This is a genomic window from Hydrogenophaga sp. (assembly GCF_019264445.1).
GTDB lineage: Bacteria > Pseudomonadota > Gammaproteobacteria > Burkholderiales > Burkholderiaceae_C > Hydrogenophaga.
Genome location: NZ_JAHVAB010000065.1, coordinates 1 through 13,402 on the forward strand (window position 1 = coordinate 1; position 13,402 = coordinate 13,402).

Sequence of the window (13,402 nt, forward strand, 5' to 3'; positions counted from 1 at the left end):
GCCCGCGCCTGCTCGAACTCTGCGCCGAAGCGCTTGAGGCTCGCTGGGTTGTCCAGGCCCGACAACACGTCTTCATCGACACCGCGGCGGTCTTCGCCAGCGGCGAACACACGCATCTGGTCGGTGCGGCGGTCGAACACGCCACGGAACGTTTTGCCCATGCCCACGGGCCAGGTGAACGGCACCACCGTCATGCCCAGCTCGCGCTCGATCTCGTCCATCAGGTCCAGCGGGGCTTGCACTTCGCGGTCCATCTTGTTCACGAAGGTCAGGATCGGCGTGTTGCGCGCGCGGCAGACCTGCAGCAGGCGGCGCGTCTGCGGCTCCACGCCATTGCCCGCGTCGATCACCATCAGCGCGGCGTCCACCGCGGTGAGCACGCGGTAGGTGTCTTCAGAGAAGTCCTGGTGGCCCGGCGTGTCCAGCAGGTTGATCACGCAGTCGCGGTATTCCATCTGCATCACCGAAGAGGCCACCGAAATGCCGCGCTGCTTTTCGATCTCCATCCAGTCAGACGTGGCATGGCGCGCGGCCTTGCGGGCCTTCACGCTGCCGGCGATGTTGATGGCGCCCGAGAACAGCAACAGCTTCTCGGTCAGCGTGGTCTTGCCCGCGTCGGGGTGGGAAATGATGGCAAACGTGCGCCGCCGGCGCACCTGTTCGGAGATTTCAGACATAACCGCGCATTATCGTGGACCGGCATGGGCCAATGGGACAATAGCCACCATGCATCCCAAAGCCCTTCTGGACGAAACCGCCAGCCTGATCGAACAGGTTTTCAAGTTCGAGCACCCCGCTGATGCCGTTGTGGCTCGGCATTTCCGTGAAAACCGTTCCCTGGGGCCGCGCGAGCGCGCCACCTTGTCCGACGCTGTGTACGCCACCTTGCGCGAGCGGCTCAAGCTGGAGTGGCTGGCGCGTTCGGGCAGCGGGTCCAAGTGGCGAAGGCTCGCGATCCTGGCCTTTCCGGGTGACCGCGATTTCATCAAGAGTGCCCTGACCGAACAAGAGAAAAGCTGGCTCGACCACTGCGACGCCGTGACCGACCACGACCTGATGGCGCCCCACCGGCACAACCTGCCTGAATGGCTCGCGGTATCACTGAAAGAACAGCTGGGCGACGAATTTGATGCCCTGGTGTCCAGCCTGAACCAGCCCGCACCGCTGGACCTTCGCGTGAATGTGCTGAAAGCCAAACGCGAGGCGGTCCTCCTCGAGTTGCAAAAGGCCGGGCTGACGGCGTCGGCCACCCCTCACTCGCCACTGGGCATTCGCCTGCAAGGCAAACCCTCGCTGGCCAAATTGCCTGCCTTCGTGCAGGGCGAGGTGGAAGTGCAGGACGAGGGATCGCAACTGCTGGCGATGTTGCTGGACGCCAAACGCGGCGAGATGGTGGTCGATTTCTGTGCAGGCGCTGGCGGCAAGACGCTGGCCATCGGCGCGGCCATGCGCAACAGCGGCCGCCTGTATGCCTTCGATACGTCCGGGCATCGCTTGGATGCGCTCAAACCACGCCTGGCGCGCAGCGGGCTGTCCAATGTGCATCCGGTGGCCATTGCGCACGAGCGCGACGACCGCATCAAGCGGCTGGCTGGCAAGGTGGATCGGGTGTTGGTCGATGCGCCCTGTTCCGGCCTGGGAACGCTGCGGCGCAGTCCGGATCTGAAATGGCGCCAGACGCCGGCCACTGTGGCTGCGCAGGCCGAGCTGCAGCAGGCCATCCTGCGCAGTGCCTCGCGCTTGCTGAAGCCGGGAGGGCGGCTCGTGTACGCCACCTGCAGCCTCCTGCCTCAAGAAAACGAGGCTGTCAGCGTCGCTTTCCAGGCCGCCCATCCCGATTTCGAAGCGGTCCCCGTGGCGGTTTTGCTGGACGGCCTGCACGTGGAGGCCGCCTCCCGTCTGACTTCGGGTGATCAGGGTCAATGGCTGCGTTTGTGGCCGCATCGGCACGCAACTGACGGCTTTTTTGCTGCCGTTTGGCGGAAAAGGCCTTGAATTGTGCGCAATCCACCTGATTTGAACCCGTAAGTTCGTATTCGAAACGGGGTTCCGGTTGGTGATTTTCGCCCCGGGCCTTAAAATTCGAGCCTCGCCAGTCCACCCCGCCCACGGATCTGGCCGCTTCCCTCTCCGTGACCTCAGGGCGGTCTTTTAGGAAATTCATGTCTTCTTCCGATTCCGGAATCCTGTCCGCTGTGTGGGATGCCTTGATTCAGTTTCTGGCCAGCGGCCTGACGGGTGCTGCCTGGTGGCAGGTGCTTATCGTGGCCTTGGTGTTCACGCACATCACCATCGCCAGCGTCACGATCTACCTGCACCGCCACTCTGCACACCGATCGCTGGACCTGCACCCCATCGCTTCCCACTTTTTCCGCTTCTGGCTCTGGATGACCACCGGTATGGTCACCAAGGAGTGGACCGCGATCCACCGCAAGCACCACGCCAAATGCGAGCACGAGGGCGACCCGCACAGCCCGCACATCTTTGGTATCAAGAAGGTGTTCTACGAAGGCGCGGAGCTCTACAGGGCCGAGGCCAAGAACGCCGAGACGATGGAGCGCTACGGGCACAACACGCCCAATGACTGGATCGAGAAACATCTGTACACCGGGCGCTCGCGCCTTGGCGTGAGCCTGATGCTCATCATCAACGTGTCGTTGTTTGGTGTGTTGGGGTTGTCGGTGTGGGCGCTGCAAATGGCCTGGATTCCCATCACCGCCGCCGGCATCATCAACGGCATTGGTCACTGGTGGGGCTACCGCAATTTTGAAGCGGCCGATGGCAGTACCAACGTATCGCCCTGGGGCATCCTGATCGGTGGCGAAGAGTTGCACAACAACCACCATACCTACCCGACCTCGGCCAAGTTGTCCGTCAAGCCCTACGAATTCGACATTGGCTGGATGTACATCACGATGCTCAAGTCCGTGGGGCTGGCGTCGGTGAAGAAGGTGCCGCCCAAGATGGCTTACGGTGCGGTGCGCCCCGTGGCCGACGAGAAAACCCTGGAAGCCATCATCGCCAACCGCTACGAAGTGATGGCGGGCTACGCCCGTGAAATGCGCGCAGCCTGCAAACACGAGCTGGAGGCGCTGAAACAGCGCCGCGGCGATGCGACTGTGCTGCAGGCGGCGCGCCGCTGGCTGCACCGCGACGATGAAAAGGTGCCCGCGAGCGTCAAGCCGCAACTGGCGCAAGTCCGTGCCGAGCACCCTGTGCTCGACAAGATGGTGACCATGCGTGAAGAGCTGCGCGCTCTCTGGTCCAGCACCAACTCGACCCGCGAGCAGTTGGCGGCCGATCTGCAGGCATGGTGCCGACGTGCAGAAGAAAGCGGCATCGCCGCGCTGCGCGACTTCTCCATCCGTTTGCGTTCCGCACACGCCTGAAGTCCTGTCGCTCCAAACGAAAAGCCACCCTGCGGGGTGGCTTTTTTGTGGGCGCCTTTGTGCCTCTTGGGCATAAAAAAAGCCGCTGTCATCCAGCGGCTTTTGGTCGGAGCGAGCTCAATTACTTGAGCTTGATTTCCTTGTAGTCCACGTGCTTGCGAGCTTTCGGATCAAATTTCTTGATCAGCATTTTCTCGGGCGTGGTCTTCTTGTTCTTGGTGGTGGTGTAGAAGTGGCCGGTTCCAGCGGTGGATTCCAGCTTGATCTTCTCGCGTGCGCCTTTGGTTGCCATGTTCGGTTCTCCTTAAGCTTGACCGCGTGCGCGCAGGTCGGCGAGCACGGCATCAATGCCGTTTTTGTCGATCAGGCGAAGTGCGGCGCCCGAGACGCGCAGACGCACCCAGCGGTTTTCGCTCTCGACCCAGAAACGGCGGTATTGCAGGTTCGGCAGGAACCGGCGCTTGGTTTTGTTGTTGGCGTGGGAAACGTTGTTCCCGACCATGGGCTTCTTGCCCGTGACGTCGCAGACGCGTGCCATGAGGACACTCCGATCTATTCAAACAGCTGATGACCGAGGACCGGAATAACGCCGTGTCTGGCCAGTCAGCCTCACCTCGCCAGGAAAGGGTGGCGGTAACCCGAATCTGCTTCGTGCCCGGGCAAGCCGGTAGATCTCAGCAAAGCCCGCAATTATAGCCAACTGGTGGCCAGCTGACCAAATTCAGCTCAGCGTGGCCTCAAGCGGCGTTCTGCTCCAGGAAGCGTTGGGCGTCGAGCGCAGCCATGCAGCCGGTGCCCGCACTGGTGATCGCCTGGCGGTACACATGGTCCTGCACGTCGCCAGCGGCGAACACGCCCGGCACGCTGGTCATGGTGGCCATGCCCTGCAGGCCCGAGCGTGTGGTGATGTAGCCATCTTTCATGTCGAGCTGGCCCTTGAAGATGTCGGTGTTGGGTTGGTGGCCGATCGCAATGAAGCAGCCTTTGAGTGCGAGGTCTTCCGTGGCACCAGTCTTCACGCTCTTGAGGCGCACGCCCGTCACGCCCGTCTGGTCGCCCAACACTTCATCGAGCGTGCTGTGCAGCTTCAGTTCAATCTTGCCTGCGTCGACCTTCTCCATCAGCTTGTCGATCAGGATCGCTTCAGCCTTGAAGGTGTCGCGGCGGTGCACCAGCGTGACCTTGCTGGCAATGTTGGACAAGTACAGCGCCTCTTCCACGGCGGTGTTGCCGCCGCCCACCACGCTCACCTCTTGACCACGGTAGAAAAAGCCGTCGCAGGTGGCGCAGCCAGACACACCCTTGCCCATGAAAGCCTCTTCGGATGGCAGACCGAGGTACTTGGCAGAAGCGCCAGTGGCAATGATGAGCGCGTCGCAGCTGTATTCACCGCTGTCGCCTTTGAGCACGAAGGGGCGCTTGCTGAAGTCCACCGCATTGATGTGATCGAAGATGATTTCGGTCTTGAAGCGCTCGGCGTGCGCCAGAAAGCGCTGCATCAGGTCGGGGCCTTGCACACCTTCGGCATCCGCAGGCCAGTTGTCCACGTCGGTGGTCGTCATGAGCTGACCGCCTTGCGCGATGCCGGTGATGAGCACCGGATTGAGGTTGGCCCGGGCGGCGTAGACCGCAGCGGTGTAGCCGGCAGGACCTGAACCCAGGATGAGGACTTTCGCGTGTTTCATGTTCAGCACCCCATCGAATTTGGGGCCAAGTGGTTTAGAGTCGACGGTCATATGGGCGCAAAACACGGCAAATCCAGTGCCGCGTGGCGTCCAATGTGTGCGAATCATTGTATGAAAGAGCGCCGCGCGCGCCGTCCCAACCAAGGAATACACGCATGTCTCTCCTGTCCAATCTTGATTTGATCCGGCGGGTTCCGTTGTTCTCCACCCTCACGCAGGCGCAAGCCGAGTCGGTGGCGGACTCCGTGATCAAGCGGCGCTTCAAGCGCGGTGAGTGCATCGTCGAGCAGGGCAAGAAATCCAACTGCCTGGCGATCGTTCTGACGGGGCGTGCGCGGGTGGTGACGACCGACACCCGAGGTCGCGAGGTGATTCTGGCCACCATGAACCCGGGCGACTATGTCGGCGAGATGAGCCTGATCGACAACCAGCCCCATTCGGCGACCGTGCGTGCCGAGGTGCAGACGGACGTGCTCATCCTGGGGCGCACCGAATTTGCGCGTTGTCTGCCGGAGAACACGTCCATGGCGTACGCGGTGCTCAAGGGCTTGGTGCAGCGGTTGCGCCACGCCGACCGCAAGATCGAGTCGCTGGCCCTGATGGACGTGTATGGTCGCGTGGCCCGCGCGCTGCTCGAGTTCGCCCAACCCGACAAGGACGGTGTGTTGACGATCAAGGACCGCGTTTCCCGTCAGGATGTGGCGAAGATGATTGGTGCATCGCGTGAGATGGTGAGCCGCGTCATGAAGGACCTGGAAGACCGCGGCTTCATTGAGGTAACGGAAGACGGTCGGACGGTCATCAAGGAGCGCCTCAACTCGCTGAGTTGACGGCGTCGCGTCTGGCCCGATTTCGGGCCTTGGAAGGGTGGGCGCTGGCACCGGCTGGCATCGCTGCATGGGGTAAGCTAGCCGCTGGAATTCAGCGAGACCTATGACTTATTCACTCAACACGCTCAATGCAGACCGCACCAGCGCCGGTCCGACGGGTGTGTCCCGATTCGCTCAGGAGATCGGCTTGGTGCTGGGCGCTGCGGCGCTGGCCTTCTGGCTGCTCGCCCTGCTGAGCCACTCACTGGCAGACCCCGCCTGGAGCACCACAGGCTCCTCCGCCGAGGTGGGCAACTGGGGCGGGCGCCTGGGCGCGATGTTGTCCGACTGGAGCTACTACTTGCTGGGGTTCTCTGTCTGGTGGTTGTTCTTCGTTGGTGTGCGGACTTGGTTGTCCGCATTGGCTCGCTGGATTCGGGGGGCGCAGGGCGAGGATGAAACGGCGGTTCCCGGTGATCGTCTCTGGCATCGCCCTTGGGCTCGACGGGCGCTTTTCTGGATGGCTTTGGTTGTCTTGATGGCGGCGAGTTCGGTGCTCGAGTGGAGCCGCCTGTATCGACTCGAAGCGCTGTTGCCCGACCATGCAGGCGGCGTTCTGGGTCATGCGCTGGGGCCTGTGTCCATGCGTTGGCTGGGGTTCACGGGTTCGGCGCTGGCCATGCTGGCGTTGTTGCTGGTGTGCTTGCCGATCGTGTTCCGCTTCTCGTGGGGCCATTGGGCGGAGGTGGTGGGTCATACGCTGGATGGCTGGTTCGAGGCTCGGCGCGAAAAGCGCGAAGCCGTGGAAGACCAGCGAATCGGTGAGATGGCGGCCCGTGAGCGGGAAGAGGTGGTGAAGGTCGAGCGGGTCGAGATCGAAGAGCATCACCCGACACCCGTGGTGATTGAGCCGACGCTGGTGGACGTGCCCAAGAGCGAGCGCGTGGCCAAGGAGCGGCAGAAGCCGCTCTTCACCGAGCTGCCCGACAGCAAGTTGCCCCAGGTGGATCTGCTGGACAGCGCACCCAGCCACCAGGCGGGTGTGGACAGCCAGACCCTGGAGATGACGAGCCGGCTGATTGAAAAGAAGCTCAAGGATTTCGGGGTGGAGGTTCGCGTGGTGGCGGCCGCGCCTGGCCCGGTGATCACGCGCTACGAAATCGAGCCCGCGACGGGGGTGAAAGGCTCGCAGATCGTCAACCTGGGCCGCGATCTGGCGCGTTCGCTGTCGCTGGTGTCCATCCGCGTGATCGAAACCATTCCCGGCAAGAACCTCATGGCGCTGGAGCTGCCGAATGCGAAGCGGCAGACCATCAAGCTCAGTGAGATTCTGGGCTCGCAGGTTTACAACGACGCCAAGTCCATGCTCACCATGGGTCTGGGCAAGGACATCGGTGGGCAGCCGATCGTGGCCGATCTGGCCAAGATGCCGCATTGCCTGGTGGCGGGCACCACCGGATCGGGCAAGTCGGTGGGCATCAACGCGATGATCCTGTCGCTGCTTTACAAGGCCGATGCGCGCGATGTGAGGCTGCTGCTGATCGATCCCAAGATGCTGGAGATGAGCGTCTACGAAGGCATTCCGCACTTGCTCGCGCCGGTGGTGACGGACATGAAGCACGCCGCCAACGGCCTGAACTGGTGCGTGGCCGAAATGGAGAAACGCTACAAGCTCATGAGCAAGATGGGCGTGCGCAACCTGGCCGGCTACAACGCCAAGATCGACGAGGCCACGGCACGCGGGGAGATCATCGGCAACCCCTTCAGCCTCACGCCCGAGCAGCCTGAGCCGCTGGAGCGACTGCCTTACATCGTGGTGGTGATCGACGAACTGGCCGACCTCATGATGGTGGTGGGCAAGAAGATCGAGGAGCTCATTGCCCGCCTGGCGCAGAAGGCGCGGGCGGCCGGTATCCATCTGATTCTGGCCACACAGCGTCCCAGCGTGGACGTCATCACAGGCCTGATCAAGGCCAACATTCCGACGCGCCTGTCGTTCCAGGTGAGCAGCAAGATCGACAGCCGCACCATCCTGGACCAGATGGGCGCCGAGAGTCTGCTGGGTATGGGCGACATGCTTTACATGCCTTCGGGAACGGGCTTCCCCATCCGCGTGCACGGGGCATTTGTGAGCGACGACGAGGTGCACCGCGTGGTGGCCTACCTGAAGGAGCAGGGCGGTGAGCCCAACTACATCGATGGTGTGCTCGAAGGCGGCGCCGCAGATGGCGAAGGGGGTGACCTGTTTGGTGAAGGTGGGGGCGAGAGCAACGGCGAGAAGGACGCCCTGTACGACCAGGCGGTGGAGATCGTGCTCAAGGACCGCAAGGCCAGCATTTCCTACGTTCAACGCAAACTCAAGATTGGCTACAACCGCGCCGCGCGGCTGCTTGAAGACATGGAAAACGCTGGCCTGGTCAGTGCCCTGACTTCCAGCGGGCAGCGCGACATTCTGGTGCCCTCTCGCGGCGAGTGAGGCTTTCAGCCGATGTGCAACCAACCCGGCGCAATGGGGTCAGACCTTCCATGATCAAGAAATTCCTCATCCCCCTCCTGATTTGTTTCGGTTCAGTCGCCACTCATGCGGACGGCCTGCAGGATCTCGAGAAATTCCTGCGCGAGGTCGACAGCGGCAAGTCGAGCTTCAACCAGGTGGTGACATCGCCCAAGCGGGCCAACGAGACGGTGGCGCGCAGCAAGACCTCCAGCGGCACGTTTGAATTCCTGCGGCCCAACCGGTTTCGCTTCGTGTACGCGAAGCCGTTCGAACAGACCATCGTGGCCGACGGCCAGACCTTGTGGCTGCATGACGTTGACCTGAACCAGGTGACGTCGCGCTCGCAGAAGGAAGCCTTGGGCAGCACGCCTGCCGCCCTGATTGCCGCCGGAACCGACCTCAAGGGGCTTTCCGATGCGTTCGAGCTGAAGGCGGCGCCCGCGCGCGATGGCATGGAGTGGCTTGAAGCGCGGCCGAAAGACCGCAATGGCCAGTTGCAGGTGGTGCGTGTGGGCTTTCGACAAGGGCAGCTCTCAGTGCTCGACATCGAGGACAGCCTGGGGCAGCGCTCTGTGCTGACCTTCAGCAACTGGCAGGCCAACGCGCCGCTCAAAGCCGGCGACTTCAAGTTCCAGCCGCCGGCTGGCGCAGCCGTCATCAAACCCTGACGCCGCGCCGTGGCCACCGCCAGTTCCCATGTGCCGCTGGCAGAGCGCCTGCGCCCTCGCACGCTGGCGGAGGTGATCGGTCAGCAACACATGCTGGGCGAAGGCATGGCGTTGCGGCTGGCGTTCGAATCGGGTCAGCCGCACAGTTGCATCCTGTGGGGGCCGCCCGGCGTGGGCAAGACCACCATCGCGCGGCTCATGGCCGATGCGTTCGATGCGCAGTTCCTCACCATCAGTGCCGTGCTGGGCGGCGTGAAAGACATCCGGGAGGCGGTCGAGCGTGCCGAGGTGGCTCGCAGCGGGCTGTCGCCGCAACGCACCATTCTCTTTGTCGATGAGGTGCACCGCTTCAACAAGAGCCAGCAGGACGCGTTTTTGCCGCATGTGGAAAGCGGCCTCTTCACGTTCATCGGCGCGACGACCGAGAACCCGTCTTTCGAGGTCAATTCCGCACTGCTCTCGCGGGCCGCGGTGTACGTGCTGCAGCCGCTGTCAGAAGACGATTTGCGCCAGATCGTGGTGAAGGCACAGGCGATCCACGCAGTGCCCGCCATCGAGTCGGCAGCGATTGTTCGCCTCATTGGCTATGCGGATGGCGACGCTCGCCGCTTGCTCAACACGCTGGAGACGCTGGCGGTGGCCGCCGAGCGCGAAAAGCTCCCCGAGGTGACGGACGCGTGGCTGCTCAAGGTGCTCGGTGAGCGCATGCGCCGCTACGACAAAGGCGGAGAGCAGTTCTATGACACGATCAGCGCCCTGCACAAAAGCGTGCGCGGGTCTGACCCCGATGCCGCCCTGTACTGGTTCGTGCGCATGCTCGACGGAGGCGCCGACCCGCGTTACATGGCGCGCCGCTTCATCCGCATGGCCAGCGAAGACATTGGCCTGGCCGATCCCCGCGCGCTGCGCCTGGCGCTGGATGCGGCCGATGTGTACGAGCGCCTGGGCAGCCCTGAGGGTGAGCTCGCGCTGGCCGAGTGTGTCGTGTATCTCGCGGTCGCACCCAAATCCAATGCGGTTTACCGCGCGTTCAACGAGGCCAAGGCCTTCGTGAAAAAGGACGGCACGCGCCCTGTGCCCATGCACCTGCGCAACGCGCCCACCCAGCTGATGAAAGAGCTCGACTACGGCAAGGGCTACCGCTATGCCCATGACGAGGAAGGCGGTTTTGCGGCGGGTGAGCGGTACCTGCCTGAGGGCATGCCCGACCCCGGCTTCTACCGCCCGGTGGAGCGTGGGCTGGAGCTTCGCATTGCCGATAAGCTGCGCGAGCTCAAAAAACTGAACAATCAAAAAAACTAATGCAGCCCCAATCGCGCTGATGCGCCCTGAGGAGCTGCATCTAAAGCGAGGGTAAACCCGCGTCTGCTAAGGGCTTACACGCATGCGGGCGCCAAAAGCGCCTCATTACAATCCGTCCACCAACCCGCAGTCGGTCCTGTTTCAAGGTCATGTCTGGCGGGTTTTTTGCTAGGTTCAAGTGGGCCAGCGCCACAAGCGCCTCCCGGCCTTTCACACACACGGAGAATCTCTCATGGAAGTTTTGCTACAGCAGATCATCAACGGTCTGGTGCTGGGCAGCATGTACGCGCTGGTGGCTCTTGGATACACCATGGTGTACGGCATCATCGGCTTGATCAACTTTGCGCATGGCGACGTGCTCATGGTCGGCGCGCTCACCAGTTGGACCGTCATCGGCTGGATGATGGACGCCTCGACGGGCATGCCCACCTGGCTTGTGCTGCTGCTCGCCACCGTCATCGCCATGGTGGTGTGTGCGGCGCTGAACTTCAGCATCGAAAAGCTGGCCTACCGGCCTTTGCGCAACTCGAACCGGTTGGCGCCTTTGATCACGGCGATCGGCATGTCGCTGTTGCTGCAGACCTTTGCCATGATCATCTGGGCGCCCAATCCCAAGTCGTATCCCTCCATGCTCTCGCGCGAGCCCATCGCCATCGGTGGCGCGGTCATCTCCGTGACGCAGGTCGTCATCCTCGCGACCACGGCCATCACGCTGGCCTTCCTCATGTGGCTGGTGAACCGCACCAATCTGGGTCGCGCGATGCGAGCCACGGCCGAGAACCCTCGGGTGGCCGCGCTGATGGGCATCAAGCCTGACGTCGTCATCTCCGCCACGTTCATCATTGGCGCCATGCTCGCCGCCATTGCCGGCGTGATGTGGGCTTCGAACTACGGCACGGTGCAGCACGCCATGGGCTTCATGCCCGGCCTCAAGGCCTTTGTGGCGGCGGTGATGGGCGGCATCGGCAACCTCGCGGGCGCGGTGGTGGGGGGCATTGCCCTGGGACTGATCGAATCGCTCGGCGCAGGTTATCTGGGCAAGCTCACGGGCGGCGTGCTGGGAAGCCAGTACACCGACATCTTTGCCTTCATCGTGCTGGCCGTCGTGCTCACGCTGCGCCCATCGGGCCTGCTGGGTGAACGTGTGGCAGACCGCGCTTGACCGCCAGGAGAACTCTCATGATGAACACCAAAAGCGGCAAGCTGATCGTTTTCCTGATCGCTGCAGTGGCCCTGCTGGCCCTGCCGATCATCCTGCAGTCCACCGGGAGCAACTCCTGGGTGCGCATCGTCGACATTGCGTTGCTGTATGTGCTGCTGGCCCTCGGTCTGAACATTGTGGTGGGCTATGCAGGCCTGCTTGACCTGGGCTACATCGCGTTCTTTGCAGTGGGTGCGTACGTGTTTGCCTTGCTCGGCTCGCCCCACCTGGCCGACACCTTCCCGGCGATCAAGGCCATGTTCCCCAACGGCCTGCACTACAGCATCTGGTGGGTGATGATTCTGGCGGCGGTGATTGCCGGCGTGGTCGGCATGATCCTCGGTGCTCCCACGCTCAAGCTGCGTGGCGACTACCTCGCCATCATCACGCTGGGCTTCGGCGAGATCATCCGCATCTTCCTGCTCAACATGGACCGCCCGGTGAACATCACCAACGGCCCCAAGGGCATCAGCCAGATCGACACCATTTCGGTGTTCGGGCTGGACCTGGGCAAGCGCCTGACCATTGGTGACTACACCCTTCAGCCGGTCACGCTGTACTACTACCTGTTCCTGTTCTTCGTGGTCCTGGCCATCATCATTTCGTACCGCCTCCAGGGCTCGCGCATTGGCCGCGCATGGATGGCGATTCGCGAAGACGAGATCGCGGCCAAGGCCATGGGTCTGAACACCCGCAACCTCAAGCTGCTGGCGTTCGGCATGGGCGCTTCTTTCGGTGGTGTGTCCGGCGTGCTTTTCGCGTCGTTCCAGCGCTTTGTGTCGCCCGAGTCGTTCTCGCTGATGGAGTCTGTGATGGTGGTGGCCATGGTGGTGCTGGGCGGCATCGGGCACATCCCGGGTGTCGTGCTCGGCGCCTTGCTGCTGGCGGGTCTGCCGGAATTGCTGCGTCACGTGGCGCACCCGCTCACCGCCATGACCGACGGCCGTCTGGCGCCTGAAATCCTGCGCCAGCTGCTGATTGCGCTGGCCATGGTGATCGTCATGCTGATTCGCCCCAAAGGCTTGTGGCCCGCGCCCGAGCACGGCAAATCCTTGTCCAAGTAAACGGAGAATCCAGATGACTGACACGATTCTCAAAGTAGCGAATGTTTCCAAGCGCTTCGGTGGCCTGCAGGCCCTGAGCGATGTGGGCATCGAAATCAAGCGCGGTCAGGTCTACGGCCTGATCGGTCCCAACGGGGCCGGAAAGACCACGTTCTTCAACGTGCTGACCGGTCTGTACACGCCCGACAGCGGCTCCTTCGAGCTCGCCGGCAAGTCCTACACGCCCAGCGCGGTGCACGAGGTCGCCAAGGCAGGTATTGCGCGCACGTTCCAGAACATCCGGCTCTTTGCCGAAATGACCGCACTCGAAAACGTGATGGTCGGTCGCCACGTGCGCACGCATTCCGGCCTGTTTGGCGCGGTGCTGCGCACGCCGGGCTTCAAACGCGAGGAAGCCGAGATCACCGCGCGTGCGCGCGAATTGCTGGCTTACGTAGGTATCGAGAAGTTTGCCGACTACAAGTCGCGCACGCTGAGCTACGGTGACCAGCGCCGCCTGGAGATTGCGCGTGCTCTGGCCACGGATCCCCAGCTGATTGCACTGGACGAACCCGCCGCCGGCATGAACGCCACGGAAAAGATCCAGCTGCGCGAGCTGATCGACCAGATCCGCAAGGACAACCGAACGATTCTGCTGATCGAGCACGACGTGAAGCTCGTGATGGGCTTGTGCGATCGCGTGACCGTGCTCGACTACGGCAAGCAGCTCGCGTCTGGCACACCCGCTGACGTGCAGAAGGACCCCAAGGTGATCGAGGCTTATCTCGGTACCGGTGGCCACTGATCA

13 protein-coding genes are annotated in these 13,402 nt (G+C 62.7%); 9 read left to right on the forward strand and 4 right to left on the reverse strand.

The features are described 5' to 3' along the window. Positions 1–677: GTP-binding protein (locus tag KXJ60_RS13515; protein ID WP_291128664.1), on the reverse strand; the 677-nt coding region annotated here is incomplete at its 3' end. Between the two features lie 49 nt (positions 678–726). Here KXJ60_RS13515 and KXJ60_RS13520 point away from each other — a divergent pair. After that, a complete protein-coding gene (locus tag KXJ60_RS13520) occupies positions 727–1,995 on the forward strand; it encodes an RsmB/NOP family class I SAM-dependent RNA methyltransferase (protein ID WP_291128990.1) in 1,269 nt (422 codons plus the stop codon). A 167-nt stretch (positions 1,996–2,162) separates the two neighbouring features. Next, positions 2,163–3,389, forward strand: a complete 1,227-nt coding sequence (locus tag KXJ60_RS13525) for a fatty acid desaturase (protein WP_291128667.1) — start codon at positions 2,163–2,165, stop codon at positions 3,387–3,389. 121 nt (positions 3,390–3,510) lie between these two features. Here KXJ60_RS13525 and rpmG read toward each other — a convergent pair whose 3' ends face one another. The 3 genes from rpmG to trxB all read right to left on the reverse strand — a co-directional run bounded on the left by rpmG (position 3,511) and on the right by trxB (position 5,074). Next, positions 3,511–3,681 carry a 50S ribosomal protein L33 gene (gene rpmG / locus KXJ60_RS13530; protein WP_056269543.1) on the reverse strand — a complete coding sequence of 57 codons (171 nt, stop codon included), beginning with the start codon at positions 3,679–3,681 and terminating at the stop codon, positions 3,511–3,513. Between the two features lie 12 nt (positions 3,682–3,693). Continuing rightward, the gene (gene rpmB, locus KXJ60_RS13535; protein ID WP_056269541.1) at positions 3,694–3,927 is read right to left on the reverse strand and encodes a 50S ribosomal protein L28; all 234 of its coding nucleotides are present in this window, start codon (positions 3,925–3,927) and stop codon (positions 3,694–3,696) included. Between the two features lie 199 nt (positions 3,928–4,126). After that, complete coding sequence (trxB, locus tag KXJ60_RS13540) at positions 4,127–5,074, reverse strand: thioredoxin-disulfide reductase (RefSeq protein WP_291128670.1); 948 nt, start codon at positions 5,072–5,074, stop codon at positions 4,127–4,129. A gap of 155 nt (positions 5,075–5,229) precedes the next feature. Between trxB and KXJ60_RS13545 the strand changes: the two genes are divergently transcribed. The 7 genes from KXJ60_RS13545 to KXJ60_RS13575 all read left to right on the forward strand — a co-directional run bounded on the left by KXJ60_RS13545 (position 5,230) and on the right by KXJ60_RS13575 (position 13,399). Continuing rightward, complete coding sequence (locus KXJ60_RS13545; protein WP_291128671.1) at positions 5,230–5,904, forward strand: Crp/Fnr family transcriptional regulator; 675 nt, start codon at positions 5,230–5,232, stop codon at positions 5,902–5,904. Positions 5,905–6,007: 103 nt separating this feature from the next. Beyond that, on the forward strand, positions 6,008–8,359 hold the full coding sequence (locus tag KXJ60_RS13550; protein ID WP_291128673.1) for a DNA translocase FtsK: 2,352 nt from the start codon (positions 6,008–6,010) through the stop codon (positions 8,357–8,359). Positions 8,360–8,409: 50 nt separating this feature from the next. Next, positions 8,410–9,048, forward strand: coding sequence for an outer membrane lipoprotein chaperone LolA (lolA, locus tag KXJ60_RS13555; protein WP_291128675.1), 639 nt, complete (start codon positions 8,410–8,412; stop codon positions 9,046–9,048). 9 nt (positions 9,049–9,057) lie between these two features. Next, the gene (locus KXJ60_RS13560; RefSeq protein WP_291128677.1) at positions 9,058–10,350 is read left to right on the forward strand and encodes a replication-associated recombination protein A; all 1,293 of its coding nucleotides are present in this window, start codon (positions 9,058–9,060) and stop codon (positions 10,348–10,350) included. Positions 10,351–10,582: 232 nt separating this feature from the next. Beyond that, on the forward strand, positions 10,583–11,512 hold the full coding sequence (locus KXJ60_RS13565; RefSeq protein ID WP_291128679.1) for a branched-chain amino acid ABC transporter permease: 930 nt from the start codon (positions 10,583–10,585) through the stop codon (positions 11,510–11,512). A 17-nt stretch (positions 11,513–11,529) separates the two neighbouring features. Further along, on the forward strand, positions 11,530–12,615 hold the full coding sequence (locus KXJ60_RS13570) for an ABC transporter ATP-binding protein (protein ID WP_291128687.1): 1,086 nt from the start codon (positions 11,530–11,532) through the stop codon (positions 12,613–12,615). A gap of 13 nt (positions 12,616–12,628) precedes the next feature. Beyond that, complete coding sequence (locus tag KXJ60_RS13575; protein WP_291128714.1) at positions 12,629–13,399, forward strand: ABC transporter ATP-binding protein; 771 nt, start codon at positions 12,629–12,631, stop codon at positions 13,397–13,399. The last annotated feature ends 3 nt before the right edge of the window (positions 13,400–13,402 follow it).